Annotated in this window: 13 protein-coding genes; 4 read left to right on the top strand and 9 right to left on the bottom strand. The window is 62.1% G+C overall.

The features are described from left to right. Positions 1-85: 85 nt before the first annotated feature. The 4 genes from F2P47_RS17220 to F2P47_RS17205 all read right to left on the bottom strand — a co-directional run bounded on the left by F2P47_RS17220 (position 86) and on the right by F2P47_RS17205 (position 4,686). A complete protein-coding gene (locus F2P47_RS17220; RefSeq protein WP_152217631.1) occupies positions 86-1,015 on the bottom strand; it encodes a glycosyltransferase in 930 nt (309 codons plus the stop codon). An 81-nt stretch (positions 1,016-1,096) separates the two neighbouring features. Next, positions 1,097-3,043: a hypothetical protein gene (locus F2P47_RS17215; RefSeq protein ID WP_152217630.1), complete on the bottom strand. Its 1,947-nt coding sequence runs from the start codon at positions 3,041-3,043 to the stop codon at positions 1,097-1,099. An 8-nt stretch (positions 3,044-3,051) separates the two neighbouring features. After that, positions 3,052-3,696 (bottom strand): 2OG-Fe(II) oxygenase family protein, encoded by a 645-nt coding sequence (locus F2P47_RS17210; RefSeq protein WP_152217629.1) that lies wholly within the window; start codon positions 3,694-3,696, stop codon positions 3,052-3,054. A 24-nt stretch (positions 3,697-3,720) separates the two neighbouring features. Further along, on the bottom strand, positions 3,721-4,686 hold the full coding sequence (locus tag F2P47_RS17205) for a mitochondrial fission ELM1 family protein (protein ID WP_152217628.1): 966 nt from the start codon (positions 4,684-4,686) through the stop codon (positions 3,721-3,723). A gap of 89 nt (positions 4,687-4,775) precedes the next feature. Between F2P47_RS17205 and F2P47_RS17200 the strand changes: the two genes are divergently transcribed. Continuing rightward, a complete protein-coding gene (locus F2P47_RS17200; protein WP_152217627.1) occupies positions 4,776-5,267 on the top strand; it encodes an Lrp/AsnC family transcriptional regulator in 492 nt (163 codons plus the stop codon). Between the two features lie 84 nt (positions 5,268-5,351). On the opposite strand, the gene greA is transcribed toward F2P47_RS17200, so the two are convergent. From greA to carA, 4 genes are all read right to left on the bottom strand, one after another. Beyond that, positions 5,352-5,825 (bottom strand): transcription elongation factor GreA, encoded by a 474-nt coding sequence (gene greA / locus F2P47_RS17195; protein WP_152217626.1) that lies wholly within the window; start codon positions 5,823-5,825, stop codon positions 5,352-5,354. Positions 5,826-6,008: 183 nt separating this feature from the next. Then, the gene (gene carB / locus F2P47_RS17190) at positions 6,009-9,269 is read right to left on the bottom strand and encodes a carbamoyl-phosphate synthase large subunit (RefSeq protein ID WP_152217625.1); all 3,261 of its coding nucleotides are present in this window, start codon (positions 9,267-9,269) and stop codon (positions 6,009-6,011) included. Next, entirely contained in the window at positions 9,269-10,093 is an 825-nt protein-coding gene (locus F2P47_RS17185) for a hypothetical protein (protein WP_152217624.1), read from the bottom strand. Before F2P47_RS17185 ends, carB begins: the two co-directional genes overlap by 1 nt. A 7-nt stretch (positions 10,094-10,100) precedes the next feature. Then, on the bottom strand, positions 10,101-11,264 hold the full coding sequence (gene carA, locus F2P47_RS17180) for a glutamine-hydrolyzing carbamoyl-phosphate synthase small subunit (RefSeq protein ID WP_152217623.1): 1,164 nt from the start codon (positions 11,262-11,264) through the stop codon (positions 10,101-10,103). 344 nt (positions 11,265-11,608) lie between these two features. Between carA and F2P47_RS17175 the strand changes: the two genes are divergently transcribed. From F2P47_RS17175 to rpoD, 3 genes are all read left to right on the top strand, one after another. Beyond that, a complete protein-coding gene (locus F2P47_RS17175; protein ID WP_152217622.1) occupies positions 11,609-12,073 on the top strand; it encodes a GatB/YqeY domain-containing protein in 465 nt (154 codons plus the stop codon). A 210-nt stretch (positions 12,074-12,283) separates the two neighbouring features. Next, positions 12,284-14,185, top strand: a complete 1,902-nt coding sequence (gene dnaG / locus F2P47_RS17170) for a DNA primase (RefSeq protein ID WP_152217621.1) — start codon at positions 12,284-12,286, stop codon at positions 14,183-14,185. 251 nt (positions 14,186-14,436) lie between these two features. Then, entirely contained in the window at positions 14,437-16,413 is a 1,977-nt protein-coding gene (gene rpoD / locus F2P47_RS17165; protein ID WP_152217620.1) for an RNA polymerase sigma factor RpoD, read from the top strand. Between the two features lie 249 nt (positions 16,414-16,662). On the opposite strand, the gene F2P47_RS17160 is transcribed toward rpoD, so the two are convergent. Next, on the bottom strand, positions 16,663-16,899 hold the full coding sequence (locus F2P47_RS17160; RefSeq protein WP_152217619.1) for a hypothetical protein: 237 nt from the start codon (positions 16,897-16,899) through the stop codon (positions 16,663-16,665). Positions 16,900-17,341 lie beyond the last annotated feature (442 nt).

Here is a 17,341-nt window from a genome sequence, read left to right as displayed (position 1 = left end):
GATCTGCTCTTCCGTAAAACGCTGCCTCTTCATCGTCCGTCTCCCTTCCATAGGGCCGGACTCTAAATCCTTCTGGACGAAAATCTCAGTGGCACGTCAACATCGGCCAGCCGACGGAATTCATTTGATGGTTGGCCGTATACACCATCCATTGGTGCTTCTTGTATTCGGCCGGCATATCGCGCGGCTGCAATGGGGGAATGACGTGCACGGGATTGCCCGCCGCCTCGTTGTATTTTCGGATGTCGTCGACGTAATAGCCCATCGCATAGAGATTGAAGCGCCGGTCAGGCATGGATGCGGCCAGGTCGATGAAGTCGGTCATCTTTTTCTTCGGCGTACATACGCCCACATTCATGATCGCGTCGCCGTTCGGACCGCGATCATGGAACCGATCAAAGTCGATGACGGGAAAACAATCGCGAATCTTTTCAGGCCTGACGCCTGTCTCCTCGAGCATTTCTCGTTCGAACGGGAAGACCAGCACGCCGAGGCAATAATCCGAGTTGAAGCTACGCGAGGCATGCTCCGGATAAGGCACCCAGACTTCGGGCCAGCCGCGCAGGCGGCGCTTCAACCGCTTCATGAAGCTCTTGCGCGAGGGGTTCGACAGCATGTCGAATGAGTGGGCGCGAATGGTGAAGGGGACGCCACTGCGCTCGGCAAGGTTCAGCATCGTCGGCCCGTGCCAGACATAATGCGAGTGCAGCACATCCGGCTTGAACTCTTTTATGATCTCGGAGATGCGATCGAGGTCGTCGGTCGTCTCCGCCTGCCGCTCAATTTCCGCTGCAATATTCGGCTTTCTGAGCGTCACGATGTGGATGTCGTATTCGGTCTCAAGCGCCTCAATTTCGCTAAGAATATAAGCTTGGGATATTTGCGGAAATTCATGAACGACATAAAGAACGCGCCTCTTTTGCATCACCGCCTCCAGAAAAACGAAAGTTTTACTTTGCAATACAGGCAAGGAATCTTGGAGGACAACGCTATAGAGGGAGGACGGCCGCGCCAATACTTGTCTTGGGATCGCGAAAACAAAAACGCCGCGCGGTTGTCAGCCGCGCGGCGCTGTCCGAAGACGGAGGGCTTTCAGTCAGAAGCCGAACATGTGGTCGAGGCAGAAGCTCTTCGCGCCGTTGGTGAGGCCGTGGAAGCCGAAGAGGCGGCAGGTTGTGTCGCGCACGATCACATAGCCCGCGCCGCCCATGGCTTCGCGCTCTTCCTTCGAGAACATCTCCGACAGGCGCCAGAAGCGCGAGCCGCCGCAGGCGATCTCGATGGGCTTTTCGGCGATGGGCTTGCCTTCCGCGTCATGCAGGATGAGCAGCGTCGAGCTTTTTGCGTGCCATGGCGTCGAGGCCGGATAGATCAGATGGCAGATCGTATCGAGCCCGTCCGAGCCGAGGCGCAGGAAGAGGCGCGTCGTCAGCCCCGGCGGCTTGTTGGTATAGGACTGCGGCTCGTCCTTGTAGATGACGGCGGTGTTGTAGATATGCGCGCCGAAAATCGTCTCGGCGCGATGACCACTCGACTTCTGCTCGAAGCGGCCAAGCGCATGGAGCCAGCCATCGCCTTCGCCGCCGTCGCGGAAGTCGTAAAGAAACTCGACATGGCCGTAGCCTGAAGGAAGCTTCAACGCCTCGTCGGCGATCCAGCCTTCGACGTCGATCTCCACGCTGTCGCGGCGCTGGATGCGGCCGAGATAGCGCGAGGCGACGAGGGCGCCGGATGCATCGATAAGTTCGGCGCGGATCGGCAACTCGCTCTGCCCGGTCGCCATCGGCGTCGGCAGCATGACGCTGTTGAATTCGTCGCGCGGCAGAACGGGCAGGGGCATGATGTAGCCCTTGCCCATGACCTTGCCGAGCGAGGCAAGCGCAGGGTTCGGCTTCAGGTCGGTGCGTTCGACGTTGGCATGCGCGATACGGCGCTGGCCTTGTGCGCGCTTCACCTCGTAGCGTGGGCGGACGAAATAGCGGCCTGCCACGATTTCCACCTGATCGGGCCATCTGGCCTGAGGCAGAAGATCGTCCACCGAAATGGCGCACGTCGCGAAAGGCGCAATCTCATCCTCGAACCACGACACGTCTTGCGCACCCATGATGTTGAGGCCGATGGAGCGCGGCGGAATGGGCATGGGATGCGAGTTCTGGATGAAGAGCGTGACGCTCTCGTCCTCCTCGCCTGCGGGCATGCCGGCATAGTAGTCGGCGGGCCATGCATTGGCGTCATGGCTGCATGAAAGCGCGCGGCCGTCCTCGCCATACATGTCGAGCGCATATTTGACCACGTCGTGGCCCTTGATGCGGATCGCATGGATGAAGAGCGAGCCGGTGAAGTCGCCAAGGCCGAAGCGGTGACGCACTTCCGCGCTGTCGATGGCGAAGGGTGCGCCCGGCGCGGGCAGCGGCTCGCGCCATTCGGCAAGTTCCTCGCCATCCTCGCCGAAGAGGCAGAGCCAGAGTTCGGGATTTTCCGCGCCGTGGAGCGACCAGTAATTGGCGCTGCCGACGCGGGTGTGAATGCCGTCCGCCTCGCGCATCAGCGCGAAGTTCGTGGCAAAATTCATCGGGTCGAGATAGTTCGACCTGTTGGTGAGCATGTCGTCGGGCAGGCGCATTTCGTCGAGCGTCGCAATTCGCGCGCCTGCGGGGAGGACGTGGCGCATCGGCGCCAGAACCCTGTCGGCATCGAAGAGCAGAACCAGAACGGCCTTCGCGTCAGACGCCGCAATCTCGCTCACGGGCTTTGCGTCATGGCCGAGGAAAGCGGCGGACAGATCTTCGACACGCTGCACGTAGTAGCCAGCCACTTCGAGGCGCGAGAGATCGTAATAGGCGTGGAAATTGCCGATCGCGTTCGTCGGATCGTAGATCGCGACAGGGCCCGCCTTGGCGAGATCCTCGATCAGCGCATGCGCCTTGGGAGCCGTCAGCGGATGGCCGAGCGCCTTGAACAGCGTGGCGCCGCCGGCATTGTTTCCGGGACGCCAGCCATGCGCGAGGTCGGCGTTCTTGAAGGTTTCGATTGCGAGTGCCATTGCGTCTCTCAGGAAGCGCGCGCGGCAATGCCGCCGAACGGATTGAGGCGCTTCAGGAACATGGTGAAGCGGTGGCGGCGCTGCTCATGATCGACGACCGCCTCGTCGCGCACCCAGTTCATCTGGATCGCGCGGCGCGGGCCCTCGAAGGGCTCGTGGCCGTGCCAGGAATTATCCGAGCGGCGGAAGACGAGAAGCGTGCCGCCATTGGGCGAGACTTCCTCCACCATGTCGTTGAGGTCGGTGGCCGAGCGCAGGACGCGCAGCCGCCCGCCATCCTTGTCCCATTCCTGATTCATGTAGAGCAGCACGGTGATGATCTTCGATTCCGTGTCGGTGTGGATCTTGCCGTTGTTGCGCGCGCAATTGCCGCGCACGGTGAACATGGTCGGGCGCGAGGAGAGGTCGAGGCCGAACTTCTCCTCGATGGCCTTGCGGAATTCCGGCCCGTTCATCTCGGCCAGCAGGTCCTTGAACTTGCCCTTGATGTCCAGTTCGCTCGGCGGAATGGAACCCGTCGACTCGATCTGGGGGAAATCGGCGACGACCTGGGCAAAGACATCCGGCTTCACGAAATGCTCCACGACGAAATAGTCGTAGGGGTCCCGTTTCAGCGGGGTCGCGCGCAGGGCTTCGATATCGAGCAGGCTCATGGTCGGTCCTGGACAGGGGACTGGTTAATTCCGCGCCGCATAGGCGCGGGCAATCGCTTCCGCGATCTCATGCGTAGCATTTAATGGCTCATACCCCCAGCTTTCAAGTTGGCCGACAAAGGGCCGCGCTGCGCCATGGGCATACATTCCATCGAGAAAGCGGCGGAACTTCGCCGATCCGCCTTCGAGTTCGATGACATAGACGGGCTTTCCCGTCGATGCCGCCTCGCCGACCATGTTGACGGAATCGCAGGTGACGACGATCGCGTCGGCGCTGCCGAGGAAGCCGAAATAGGGGTTGTCGCCCGTGCCGTCCCACATGATCGCGGGCTTGTCTTTCAGGCAGTCGCGGATGATGCGGGACTGCGTCTCGCCCGTGCGGCGCGAGGGCGTGACCATGAGGCCCGCGTGGAAATGATCGGCAAGCCCCGCGAGCTGCGCGCCGACGCGCTTGGCCGTCTCTTCGGAGAAGGTATAGACGGCGTTGGTGCCGCCAAGCAGCACGGCGACGCGGGGGCGGGGCAGATGCGCGATCCGGGGCGCGATGCGCGCCGCTTCGGCGTCGAGCTTTTCGCGGGTCAGTCGATGCGGCGAGGTCAGCGTCGCGAGCACGTTGTCGCCGTCGAGCCGGTCATGGGCGGGCGCCCAGACGAAGTCGAACTGCTTCGGCGAGACCTTCGGGTCCTGGAGGATCGCCACGAAGGTCTTGCCGCCGGAGCGGCGGCGGATCATGCGGACATAGGGGATCGACTGGCGGCCGGAGGCGATGAGAAGGTCTGGCCAGGGCGGGGCGACGCCTTCAGCAGGGGCGGCGGGCCCCCAGGGCGCGATCCAGCGATGCGGCGCGCCGGGCTTCACCCGTTTCACCTCCGGCTCGAGGCCCAAGGCCTCCGAGACGCCGAGAGCCTGCACTTCAAAGCCCGCCATTCCATTGGTCAGGATCCAGGCCGTGCGCGGCTTGCTGGCTGATGAGGACGGAGATTCGGTCATTTTCGTGCGCTGTTGAGCAATTTTATTGCTGAATTAAGCCAGGCATCAGAGTAAGTAAAGCCCATCAAAGCTCAAGTCCGGGTTGCCCCATGAAACGCGTCAAACTCGACGCCATCGACCTCCAGATTCTGAACGAGCTTCAGAATGACGGCAGGATCACCAATGTCGAACTTTCCGAGCGTGTCGGCATTTCCGCGCCGCCCTGCCTGCGGCGTGTGCGTGCGCTGGAAAAGGCAGGCCTTATCCGCGGCTATCACGCCGAGCTGAACGGCAAGGCGCTGGGCTTCGAGGTGACGGTCTTCGCGATGGTCGGGCTTCACAGCCAGGCGGAAGCGGACCTCAAATCCTTCGAGGCGCTGGTCGGTTCATGGCCGCTCGTCCGCGAGTGTCACATGCTCAATGGCGATATCGACTTCATGCTGAAATGCGTCGCGCCCGACCTCGCGACCTTCCAGAGCTTCCTCACCGAGAAGCTGACGCCCGCGCCGAACGTCGCCAGCGTCCGCACCTCGCTCACCATCCGCCAGTCGAAGCACCTGCCGGGCGTGCCCCTCGAAGCGCTGGAGACGGCGGAGGAGTAGGGGCCAAACGCCGATGCCCCGGACGAGCCGAGGCATCACGCAAAAAAAAGGCCGGGGTGACAGATGAGGGAGGGGCGAAGCCTCTTACTTGAAGTCGATCTTCAAAATCTCGTAGCTCTTGCCGCCGCCGGGCGTCGTCACTTCGACCGAATCGCCGACGGACTTGCCGATCAGCGCGCGGGCGATGGGGGAGGTGATGGAGACGCGCCCCTTCTTCACGTCGGCTTCGATCTCGCCGACGATCTGATACTTCACTTCGTCTTCCGTATCCTCATCGACAAGCACGACGGTCGCGCCGAACTTCACGGTCGAGCCCGAGAGCTTCGACACGTCGATGACTTCGGCGCGGCTGACCTTGTCTTCAAGTTCGAGCACACGGCTTTCGTTCAGGCCCTGCTGTTCCTTGGCGGCGTGATACTCGGCGTTTTCCGACAGGTCGCCATGCGCGCGCGCTTCCGCGATCGCCTTGATGATGCGCGGACGTTCCACGGACTTCAGAAATCTGATTTCTTCCTCCAAGGACTTGTAGCCCTCAGCGGTCATCGGAACCCGTTCCATGTCGGACGATCTCTCTCAAAGTAATCCCCTTCCGGTCGCCGGTGACCGGATTGAGGATCAGCACTTGCCAATAAAAACCCGCCGGAGCCTGGTTTCAGGCTCCGGTCGGCTGGGTCTGGGACTGATTGTGAGCGACGCGCGCGTCGAAGGTCAATTCCAGATTTAGGGTTTTCCGCGGCCGCGTCACTCCGCAGTGGCGGAAACCTGGGCGTATGACTGGAGTGAAGCGACCTCCAGCTGGCCTTTTCTGATGGCGTCGATGCCCAGAACGGCGGCCCGCGCACCCGCGACCGTCGTGTAATAGGGCGTCTTCATCATCAGCGCGGCGCGGCGCAGCGACATCGAATCGGACACGGCCTGCGCGCCTTCGGTCGTGTTGAAGACGAGGGCGACTTCACCGTTCTTGATCGCGTCGACGATATGCGGCCGGCCTTCCAGCACCTTGTTGATGGTGCCGACTTCGAGCCCCTGTTCCTTCAGGAAGCGCGCCGTGCCGCCCGTCGCGATGAGCTTGAAGCCCATGTCGAGGAGCTTCCTCGCAGGCGCAACGATCTTCTCCTTGTCGCTGTCCTTGACCGAGACGAAGACGGTGCCCGATGTGGGAACGGCGGTGCCGCCCGCGATCTGGCTCTTGGCGAAGGCGACGGCAAAGCTCTTGTCGAGGCCCATGACTTCGCCGGTCGAGCGCATTTCCGGCCCGAGCAGCGTGTCGACGCCGGGGAAGCGCGCGAAGGGGAAGACGGCTTCCTTCACCGCGACATGATCGTAGCGGAAGGGCTTGAGATTGAAGCTCGCGAGCGGCATGCCCGCCATGACCTTGGCCGCGATCTTCACCACCGGCGCGCCGATCACCTTGGCGACGAAGGGCACCGTGCGCGAGGCGCGCGGATTGACTTCGAGCACATAGATCGTGCCGTCCTGCACCGCATACTGGACGTTCATCAACCCGACGACGTTGAGCGCCAGCGCCATGGCGCGGGTCTGCTCCTCGATCTGGGCGATGGTTTCCTTCGGCAGCGAATAGGGTGGGAGCGAGCAAGCGCTGTCGCCCGAATGGACGCCCGCTTCCTCGATATGCTCCATGATGCCGCAGACGAAGACGTCCTTGCCGTCGCAGAGCGCGTCGACATCGACTTCGATCGCGTCGCGGAGATAAAGGTCGATCAGCACCGGGCTCTTGCCGGAAACGACGACGGCTTCCGTGATGTAGCGTTCGAGATGCGCCGTATCGCGCACGATTTCCATCGCGCGGCCGCCGAGCACATAGGACGGACGGATGACGACGGGATAGCCGATGCGTTCGGCGATGACCTTCGCCTCTTCGCCCGAACGCGCGATGCCGTTCGGCGGCTGGCGCAGATGCAGGCGGTCGAGCAGATCCTTGAAACGGTCGCGGTCTTCGGCAAGATCGATCGCGTCGGGCGAGGTGCCGAGGATCGGCACGCCTGCGCGTTCGAGATCGTTGGCGAGTTTCAGCGGCGTCTGGCCGCCGAACTGCACGATGACGCCCGCGAGCGTGCCATTGCGCTTTTCCACGTCGATGAGTTCGAGCACGTCTTCCGCCGTCAGCGGTTCGAAATAGAGACGGTCCGAGGTGTCGTAGTCGGTCGAGACGGTTTCCGGGTTGCAGTTGACCATGATGCTTTCGACGTCGATCTCGTCGAGCGCGAAAGCGGCGTGGCAGCAGCAATAGTCGAACTCGATGCCCTGGCCGATGCGGTTCGGGCCGCCGCCGAGAATGATCGCCTTCTTCTTCGCGCTAGGATCGCTTTCGCAATCGGCGCGACCGGCGAAGTCGCTCTCATAGGTCGAGTACATATAGGGCGTGAGGCTTTCGAATTCCGCCGCGCAGGTGTCGATGCGCTTGTAGACGGGGCGTACACCGAGCGCGTGGCGGCGTTCGCGCACCTCTTCCTCTTCCGTCTTCGCAAGCTCGGCGAGACGGGCGTCGGAAAAGCCCATGGCCTTCAGCGCGCGGAGATCCTGCTTCGACTTCGGCAGGCCTTCGGCGCGGACCTTCTCTTCCGCGTCGACGATCGCCTGCAGGCGTTCGAGGAACCAGGGATCGTAAGCGCAGGCCTGGTGGATCTGTTCGTGGCTGACGCCGAGGCGCAGCGCCTGGGCGATGACGAGCAGGCGGTCGGGCGTCGGACGTCCAAGCGCCGCGCGGATCGCGTTCTTGTCGTCGCCTTCGCCCATGCCGGCGAATTTCACTTCGTTGAGGCCGGTCAGGCCCGTCTCCATGGAGCGCAGCGCCTTCTGGAGCGATTCCTCGAAGGTGCGGCCGATGGCCATGGCTTCGCCGACCGACTTCATCGCCGTGCCGAGAAGCGGCTCGGAGCCGGGGAACTTCTCGAAGGCGAAGCGCGGGATCTTCGTGACGACATAATCGATGGTCGGCTCGAAGGAAGCGGGCGTGACGCGGGTGATGTCGTTCTGCAATTCGTCGAGCGTGTAGCCGACGGCGAGACGCGCCGCGACCTTCGCAATCGGGAAGCCCGTCGCCTTGGAGGCGAGAGCGGAAGAGCGCGACACGCGCGGGTTCATCTCGATGACGACGAGGCGGCCGTCTTTCGGATTGACCGCGAACTGAACATTCGAGCCGCCGGTCTCGACGCCAATCTCGCGCAGCACCGCAATCGAGGCGTTGCGCATGATCTGGTATTCTTTGTCGGTCAGCGTCAGGGCAGGGGCGACCGTGATCGAGTCGCCCGTATGCACGCCCATCGGGTCGATATTCTCGATGGAGCAGATGATGATGCAGTTGTCCGCCTTGTCGCGGACGACCTCCATCTCATATTCCTTCCAGCCGAGCACCGACTCTTCGATGAGCACTTCGGTGGTGGGCGAGGCGTCGAGGCCGCGCTCCACGATCTCGGTGAATTCCTGACGGTTATAGGCGATGCCGCCGCCCGTGCCGCCCATGGTGAAGGAGGGGCGGATGATGGCGGGCAGGCCGACATATTCGAGGCCGCTGAGCGCCTCTTCCATGTTGTGCGCGGCCTTGGAGCGCGGGGACTCGAGGCCGATCTTGTCCATCGCGTCGCGGAAGAGCTGGCGGTCTTCGGCCTTGGCGATGGCGTCGCGCTTCGCGCCGATCATCTCGACGTTGAACTTCGCCAGAACGCCCATGTCGTCGAGCGCGAGCGCAGTGTTGAGCGCCGTCTGGCCGCCCATGGTGGGCAGCAGCGCGTCGGGCCGCTCCTTCTCGATGATCTTCGCCACGATCTCCGGCGTGATCGGCTCGATATAGGTCGCATCGGCGAGATCGGGATCGGTCATGATCGTCGCCGGGTTCGAGTTCACCAGAATGATCCGGTAGCCCTCTTCCTTCAGCGCCTTGCAGGCCTGCGTACCCGAATAATCGAACTCGCAAGCCTGACCGATGATGATCGGGCCCGCGCCGATGATGAGAATGCTTTTGATGTCTGTACGTTTGGGCATCAGCTAAGTCCGAAAAAGGTCAATATCGCCTGCGTCGCAGCTGACGCGTCGTGGATCAGTTGAACGAAGCCCGGGTAAGCCGACAGGGCGATGCAGGCCGTGCTCAAAATTGGGAGCAGCCCGTTAGAGAGTTCGCCGAGCCGCACTCTGCCGCGCTGTACTTGCGCTAAGACGCCATCAATTTCCGAGAGTAAATCATCGCAAATTGGTTCTACCGCAAGATGATTATGATCTCTCGCGTAATCGTCCTTGATTGCAGACAAACGAGCGACGAGTTCATCGAAGCCGGGCTGGTTATCTTTGACGCTTACATATCGGTCAGAGGCGGGAGCAAGGATATTTTCCAGAGGTAGGCCGATCTCTTGAACTGCGGAGTCCTGTACGTCTTCTGCGTTGGGCAATCCACCGAAGGCGGATGCTCTTGATGTATTAGAAAGACGGGTACCTCTAGCGCGCTCTTCTAGGTGAATATTTGTAAGAGCCTCCTTCAGCCACCTTTCTCCACGCAAATGAAACCGGGCTTCCAGCGCCCCTGTCGTTCCGAGTTGAGAGTAAAAGTGATTGCGGCCCTTTTCCGTCATAACGAAATCGGGGCTGGTGTAAGGATCATGAAGCTTTTCGACTAAATACTGCTCGACGAGAAAGTCTAGCGTATCATCCATCTCTTTTGTCGTGGCAAAACCCAGATCAGGGTGGTCGTCAAAAAGCGTCGGATTGTTGACCTCATGAAATTCGAAGTCGGTTGAATGATACAGTCTGCGCTCGGTGTCACGAGACATAGTGCCTAAGATCGCAGCAGTCAGATACTGTCGTGTGCTGCTCATGTTCGAGTCATCCGCGTGAGTCCTCGATCAGCTTCACGAAGCGCTCGAAGAGGTAGTGGGAGTCCTGCGGGCCCGGTGAGGCTTCCGGGTGGTATTGAACGGAGAAGACGGGCTTGCCCTTGAGGCGCAGCCCCGCATTGGTGCCGTCGAAGAGAGAGACATGCGTCTCCTCGACATCAGCGGGCAGGCTTTCGCGCGCGACGGTGAAGCCGTGGTTCATCGAGGTGATCTCGACCTTGCCCGTCGTGTAGTCCTTCACCGGATGGTTCGCGCCGTGATGGCCCTGATGCATCTTTTCGGTCTTTGCGCCGAGCGCGATGGCGAGCATCTGGTGGCCGAGGCAGATGCCGAAGACCGGCTTGCCGCTGGCGACGAGCTTGCGGATTTCGGGCACGGCATATTCGCCGGTCGCCGCCGGATCGCCGGGGCCGTTGGAAAGGAAGACGCCATCGGGGTTCATGGCCAGAATGTCTTCGGCCTTCGTGTCGGCGGGCACGACGGTGACGTCGCAGCCGACGCTCGTCAGGCAGCGCAGGATGTTGCGCTTGATGCCGAAGTCGATGGCGACGACCTTGTATTTGAGGTCATGGCCGGCTTCATAGCCCTTGCCCCATTTCCACTGCGCTTCGTTCCAGCCATAGCTCTGGCCGGTGGTCACTTCCCTGGCGAGGTCGAGGCCGATGAGGCCGGACCAGCGCCTCGCCTTTTCAAGCAGCGCCGGAATGTCGAACTTGCCGTCCGGGTGATGGGCGATGATGCCGTCCGGCATGCCCTTTTCGCGGATGAGGCGGGTCAGCGCGCGCGTGTCGAGACCGGCAAGGCCGATGATGCCGCGGCTGCGCAGCCAGCGGTCGAAATGCCGCGCCGCGCGATAGTTCGACGGGTTGGTGATGTCGGCCTTGAGAATGCAGCCGCGCACGCCGGAAGAGGCGGCGAGGTTCGAGGTCTCGATGTCCTCGTCATTCGCGCCGACATTGCCGATATGCGGAAAGGTGAAGGTGATGATCTGCCCGGCATAGGAAGGGTCGGTCAGGATTTCCTGATAGCCGGTGATGGCGGTGTTGAAGCAGACTTCGCCCACCGCATCGCCCGTTGCGCCGACACCCATGCCTTCGAGAACGGTTCCGTCCTTCAGCACCAGGATCGCTGTCGGTTTACCGTTCTCGCTCATGGCTGTTCTCCCGCGTGATCGCGCGCCGATTCCTCCCCGGAATGCTGCGTGCCCTGCGGCATGCGCCATTCCGTGGCGGCTTTCGTCGACACTCTCATATATTGCTTCTCCTGGGGAGGAAGTGTCCGCCAGATCGCACCGGGGCGCTAGGCTCCGCTTGGCAGACTCAGTTTCCCGTCGAATTTCGCGGAAACTAAAGGAAGCATCTCCGCGCGTCAAGTTTGCGACGGGTGAAAATAATCAAGCCTGTTCAATGCTTTATCGTCTTTCTTCGCAGGCGCGGCAAATTTGCCCCGGTGACCCGGCTGGTTTAGGTTGTGCCCTTCAGAAATCGGAGAAGAAGAATGAGCCAGTCCTTGCGCGAAAGCATCATGCAGCAGGTCAAAGACGCCATGAAGGCGGGCGACAAGCCGCGCGTTTCGGCGCTGCGCCTGATGCAGGCCGCGATCAAGGACAAGGACATCGCGTCCCGCACCGATGGCCGCAACGAGGGTGTATCCGACGCCGATCTTCTCGACCTTTTCACCAAGATGGTGAAGCAGCGTCGTGAATCCGTTGAGCTTTATGAAAAGGGCAACCGCCCGGAGCTTGCCGCGCAGGAAAAGGCCGAGATCGCCGTCATCGAAGAGTTCATGCCCAAGCAGCTCTCCGAAGACGAGACCCGTGCCGCCATCGAAGCGGTGATGAAGGAAATCGGCGCCACCTCGATCAAGGACATGGGCAAGGTCATGGCGGAACTGAAGACGCGCTATGCCGGCCAGATCGACTTCGCCAAGGCCGGTGGGCTGGCGAAGAGCCTGCTGGGCTGAGTTTTACGCCTCATTCTCATGTCGTCATGCCCCGCTTCATGCGGGGCATCCACGTCTTGAGCCACCAGACGGGAAGACGTGGATGGCCCGGACAAGCCGGGCCATGACGCGCGGGAAATGAGTCTTATCCACAGCCCCCGCGCGACTCGCCTTCGCCCCCCTGAAATGCGACAATTGCGCTTCAACCGATAATCCGGACAGTGCCGCGACATGAGCTTCCCGAAAGGCTTTCTCGACGAGCTGAAGGCGCGTATCCGCGTCTCGGAGGTCGTTGGCCGCAAGGTGAAGCTGATCCGGCGCGGCCGCGAATTCGTCGGCCTGTCGCCTTTCACCAATGAGAAGAGCCCGAGCTTCACCGTCAATGACGACAAGCAATTCTGGCATTGCTTCTCGTCAGGCGAGCATGGCGACGTCATCAAGTTTCTCGAAAAGACCGAGAACCTTTCCTTCATCGAGGCCGTGGAGCGGCTGGCGAGCGAGGCGGGGCTCGAAATGCCTCAGCGCGACCCGCATCACGTCGAGCGCGCCAGGGAAGAAGCAAGCCTCATTGATGTGATGGAAATGGCCGCAGCCTTCTTCCGCGAGAAGTTGCAGGCGGGCGTCGGCGCGGAGGCGCGGGCCTATCTCGACCGGCGGGGCTTGAAGCGCGAAACAATCGAGAAATTCGGCCTCGGCTATGCGCCGGAAGATCGCCACGCGCTGATCGGGTATCTGACGGCCAAAGGCGTCAAGCTCGCCCAGATGGCGGAGGCGGGCCTCATCATCGCCGGTCCCGATATTCCAGAGCCCTATGACCGCTTCCGCAATCGCGTGATGTTTCCCATTGCCGATGCGCGGGGGCGCACGATTGCTTTCGGCGGACGCGCGCTCGACAGCGAGGCGAAGGCCAAATACCTCAACTCGCCCGAGACGCCGCTCTTTCATAAGGGGCGGGGCCTCTACAATCTCGACCGCGCGCGCAAGCCCGCCTATGACGCCGGAACGGTCATCGCCGTCGAGGGCTATATGGATGTGATCGGCATGGCGCAGGGCGGTATCGAGAACGCCGTCGCGCCGCTCGGCACTGCGCTTACCGAGGACCAGATCGGCCTCATGTGGCGCATGGCGCCCGAGCCGATCCTCTGTTTCGACGGCGACAAGGCGGGGCTTCGCGCCGCCTTCCGCGCGGTGGAGCGTGTACTGCCGCTGTTGAAGCCCGGCCATTCGCTGCGCTTTGCCATGCTCCCCGGCGGCAAGGACCCGGACGACCTCGTGCGCGAGGAGGGCGGCGACGCCATGCGCGAGGTGCTGGCCGCCGCGCGGCCGCTGGCCGACATGGTCTGGGAGAAGGAAGTCTCGGCGGGCACATGGGACACGCCGGAGCGCCGCGCTGCGCTCGAGGCCCGCATCGAGGAAGTGGTCGGCCAGATTGCCGATCCCAAGGTGAAGACCCATTACGCGCAGGATCTTCGTGGTCGCATCGCCAGGCTTTTCGGCCGCGACCGGGGGCAGGGGGGCGCCCGCCAGCCCTATGACCGGGGGCGTTCAGCCGGTTTCGGGCGGCAGAGCTGGGTGCCGGGCAAGGGCGGGCGCTTCGTTCGCGACCCGCGGTTGACGCCGGTGACGCCGGAACTCCGCCGCTCGGCCCTTGTGCAGGACAAGAGCGCGGGCGTGCAGAAAATGGAGCAGTTGCTGCTCTTCGTTCTGCTCAATCATCCCGAGCTTCTGGAGGAATATTGCGAGGAACTGGCGCGGGTTGAGATCAGGACTCCGGCGCTTGACAGATTACGCAATGAAATCATAGATATAGCGGCCCTTCATGCGCCCCTTGACAGGGAGGCGCTGAAGAACCATTTGGTCTCTAGGGATTTGGCGGATATAGCACATCGTCTGGAAGGCGGGGCGGCGCTGGCAAGCGAACGTTTCGCCTGGCCGGGCTCGTCGCGTGAGGAAGCTGAAACCGGTTTCCTGCATACTTTAGAGCGGCACCATCGGACGATTACCCTGGAGGCCGAACTCAGGGCCGCGGAGCGCGCTCTGGCAGAGGATATGAACGAGGCGAACTGGACGCGGTTGCAGGCGATCCATGCCCAGCTCGAGCGTTCGGAACTTGTCGAGGGCAAGACGGAGTAGGATATCGGGGCAGGCCGCGGGATTGAAAAAGCGGCCGGTGACAGTCGAGCTTTCAGGGGGAAGCCGGAGCGGTCATCAAGACAAAGTCGGAATGTAAGGACCCGTGGGGCGCGTGGCCGGTAAAGTCGGACGCGGTCCGGCGGGTTTTCACGAATTTGGCGCCGTCGCCTTTCTGGCGATTGGCTGCGGACACATCAATACCTGGCCCCTTGTTTGAAGGGTCCGTCAGGTTTCAGGCGGAGAGTTGCTGAATGGCGAGCAAGACAGCAGAGCAGGCGGAAGCACCGGAAGCGGCACCCGAAGTCGTTCAGGATGGCCCGCTTCTCGACATGTCCGACGCCGCGGTCAAGAAGATGATCAAGGCCGCGAAGGTGCGCGGCTTCGTGACCTATGACGAGTTGAACAAGGTTCTGCCGTCCGAGGAATTCTCCTCCGAGCAGATCGAAGACACGCTGTCGATGCTCTCCGAAATGGGCATCAACGTCGTCGAGAACGACGAGGCCGAGGAAAACGCCGAAGGCGGCGAGGCCGAAGTCGAGGCCGATGACGAGGAGGAAGAAGCCTCCACCAGCAAGGCCGTCGCGACCACCACCACGACCAGCACCTCGCTCGACCGTACCGACGACCCGGTGCGCATGTATCTGCGCGAAATGGGCTCGGTGGAGCTTCTGTCGCGTGAAGGCGAAATCGCCATCGCCAAACGCATCGAGGCCGGCCGCGAGACGATGATCGCGGGCCTCTGCGAAAGCCCGCTGACCTTCCAGGCCATCATCATCTGGCGCGACGAGTTGAACGAGGGGAAGATTCTCCTTCGCGACATCATCGACCTCGACGCCACCTATGCCGGTCCCGACGCGAAGAAGATCGACCATTCCCAGGCAGCTCTGAACGGCGAAGCCCCGCCGCGCATCGAGCCGGAAGAGGAAGAGGTCGATGACGAGGGCGAGGACAGCGAGAACTCCATGTCGCTCGCCGCGATGGAAGCGGAACTGAAGCCCAAGGTTCTCGAAAGCTTCGACCGCATCGCCAACGACTACAAGAAGCTCCGCAAGCTGCAGGATCAGAAGGTCGAGGCCGCGCTCAAGGGCGAGAACTTCGCCGTCGCCTCCGACAAGAAGTATCAGAAGCTCACCGCCGACCTCATCGTGGAAGTGAAGAGCCTCTCGCTCAACAACAACCGCATCGAAAGCCTTGTCGAGCAGCTTTACGCGATCAACAAGCGCCTGATGGCGATGGAAGGCCGCCTGCTGCGTTTTGCCGAAAGCCACGGCATCCCGCGCGAGGAATTCCTGAAGCAGTATTACAATGAAGAGCTCGATCCGAACTGGCTCCGCCGTGTCAGCCGGTTGAAGGGCAAGGGCTGGGCGAGCTTCGCGAAGGATGAGCGCGACCAGGTGAAGGATCTGCGCGGCCAGATCCACCAGCTCGCCACCGAAACCGGCCTCGACATCGGCGAATATCGCCGCATCGTCTCGACCGTGCAGAAGGGCGAGCGCGAGGCGCGCATCGCGAAGAAGGAGATGGTGGAGGCGAACCTTCGTCTCGTCATCTCCATCGCGAAGAAATACACCAACCGCGGCCTTCAGTTCCTCGACCTCATTCAGGAAGGCAATATCGGTCTGATGAAGGCGGTCGATAAGTTCGAATATCGCCGCGGCTACAAGTTCTCGACCTATGCGACGTGGTGGATCCGTCAGGCGATCACGCGTTCGATCGCCGACCAGGCGCGCACCATCCGCATCCCGGTCCACATGATCGAAACGATCAACAAGCTCGTGCGCACCTCGCGCCAGATGCTCCATGAGATCGGCCGCGAGCCGACGCCGGAAGAGCTGGCCGAAAAGCTCGGCATGCCGCTTGAGAAGGTCCGCAAGGTCCTGAAGATCGCCAAGGAACCGATCTCGCTGGAAACGCCGATCGGCGACGAGGAAGACAGCCATCTGGGCGACTTCATCGAGGACAAGAACGCGATCCTGCCCATCGACGCGGCGATCCAGTCGAACCTGCGCGAGACGACGACGCGCGTTCTGGCCAGCCTCACGCCGCGCGAGGAGCGCGTGCTGCGCATGCGCTTCGGCATCGGCATGAACACCGACCACACGCTGGAAGAAGTCGGCCAGCAGTTCTCGGTCACGCGCGAACGCATCCGCCAGATCGAGGCGAAGGCGCTGCGCAAGCTGAAGCACCCGTCGCGGAGCCGCAAGCTGCGCTCCTTCCTCGACAACTAGGTCGGCGGACGCCCGAACGAACAAAGCCCGGATCGCACGATCCGGGCTTTTTCATTTTCCCGTCACGCCGGGCGCGACCCGGGGGCAGGGAACATGAAAAAAGGCCGGGCGAAGCCCGACCTTTCCATTGATCCCCGGCGCGGGCCGGTACATCCGCGGCCGCGCAAGGATCGAATATGTGAGGCCCAAGTGGCCCCGATTGGCTGAAAGCCTCGCACCGTTTCGCGACAGGACGATGAAGCCCGGCCTTTAGACGGCCTTTTTTGCGGCCTTCTTCTTCGGCGCGGGCGCTGCGGCCTTTGCCTCAGCATCGGCCTGCTCCTTGGCGAGCCTCAATTCCTTCAGCCGCGCCGTCTTGGTGTCGCGGGCGCGGACCTCGCTGGCGATCAGAAGCCGCGCGGCCTCGGTCGTCGCATCCGCCTTTGTGGCGCGGATGGGCGCGGGCGGAGCCGCCTTGAAAAGCGAAGACTTGTTGCGTGCAGCCATATTCGGTTCCTTCCGGGCCCAGAAATGAAAAAAGGCCGGGTTTGCCCGGCCTTTCCCAACCATCCCGAGCCCGTCAGGGCAGGGCGCCATTACATCCGTGGTCGCCTTCAGGATGAAGTCACCGCACCGGAAAACCGGCTACCGGCATCTCTGCCGATCCTGCTCCGCCGCAGCGCCTGAAGCGCGCAACATCGCCGCGATGACCATCGTTGGAAACTATATGGGGTGCGGAGCGGGGATTACAAGGGGTGGTCTAGCCAACGCCTAATGGGGAAAGCTCGACGCGAGGCTCTTCCTTCCGCGTCCAGCTTGGCCGCTAGACAGCCATTTTGTAGTGATGCCATCTGCTCGGTCCGCTTTGCACCGATACCGTTGAAAAACTCCGCCATTGCTGTCGCATGGGCGCGCGTGATTCAATCCTCTGACCGATTTGCGGAGGATT

This window comes from Parvibaculum sedimenti (assembly GCF_009184905.1).
In the GTDB taxonomy this organism is placed as follows: Bacteria; Pseudomonadota; Alphaproteobacteria; order Parvibaculales; family Parvibaculaceae; genus Parvibaculum; species Parvibaculum sedimenti.
This window is presented reverse-complemented; position numbering and strand designations above follow the sequence as displayed.

Excerpts from the sequence above, each read along its gene's own strand:
- F2P47_RS17200 (WP_152217627.1), top strand. The coding sequence starts at position 4,776 with ATGAAACGCGTCAAACTCGACGCCATCGACCTCCAGATTCTGAACGAG.
- rpoD (WP_152217620.1), top strand. The coding sequence starts at position 14,437 with ATGGCGAGCAAGACAGCAGAGCAGGCGGAAGCACCGGAAGCGGCACCC.
- F2P47_RS17185 (WP_152217624.1), bottom strand. The coding sequence starts at position 10,093 with ATGAGCAGCACACGACAGTATCTGACTGCTGCGATCTTAGGCACTATG.
- carB (WP_152217625.1), bottom strand. The coding sequence starts at position 9,269 with ATGCCCAAACGTACAGACATCAAAAGCATTCTCATCATCGGCGCGGGC.
- greA (WP_152217626.1), bottom strand. The coding sequence starts at position 5,825 with ATGGAACGGGTTCCGATGACCGCTGAGGGCTACAAGTCCTTGGAGGAA.
- F2P47_RS17210 (WP_152217629.1), bottom strand. The coding sequence starts at position 3,696 with ATGAGCCTGCTCGATATCGAAGCCCTGCGCGCGACCCCGCTGAAACGG.
- F2P47_RS17205 (WP_152217628.1), bottom strand. The coding sequence starts at position 4,686 with ATGACCGAATCTCCGTCCTCATCAGCCAGCAAGCCGCGCACGGCCTGG.
- F2P47_RS17175 (WP_152217622.1), top strand. The coding sequence starts at position 11,609 with ATGAGCCAGTCCTTGCGCGAAAGCATCATGCAGCAGGTCAAAGACGCC.
- dnaG (WP_152217621.1), top strand. The coding sequence starts at position 12,284 with ATGAGCTTCCCGAAAGGCTTTCTCGACGAGCTGAAGGCGCGTATCCGC.
- F2P47_RS17215 (WP_152217630.1), bottom strand. The coding sequence starts at position 3,043 with ATGGCACTCGCAATCGAAACCTTCAAGAACGCCGACCTCGCGCATGGC.
- carA (WP_152217623.1), bottom strand. The coding sequence starts at position 11,264 with ATGAGCGAGAACGGTAAACCGACAGCGATCCTGGTGCTGAAGGACGGA.
- F2P47_RS17160 (WP_152217619.1), bottom strand. The coding sequence starts at position 16,899 with ATGGCTGCACGCAACAAGTCTTCGCTTTTCAAGGCGGCTCCGCCCGCG.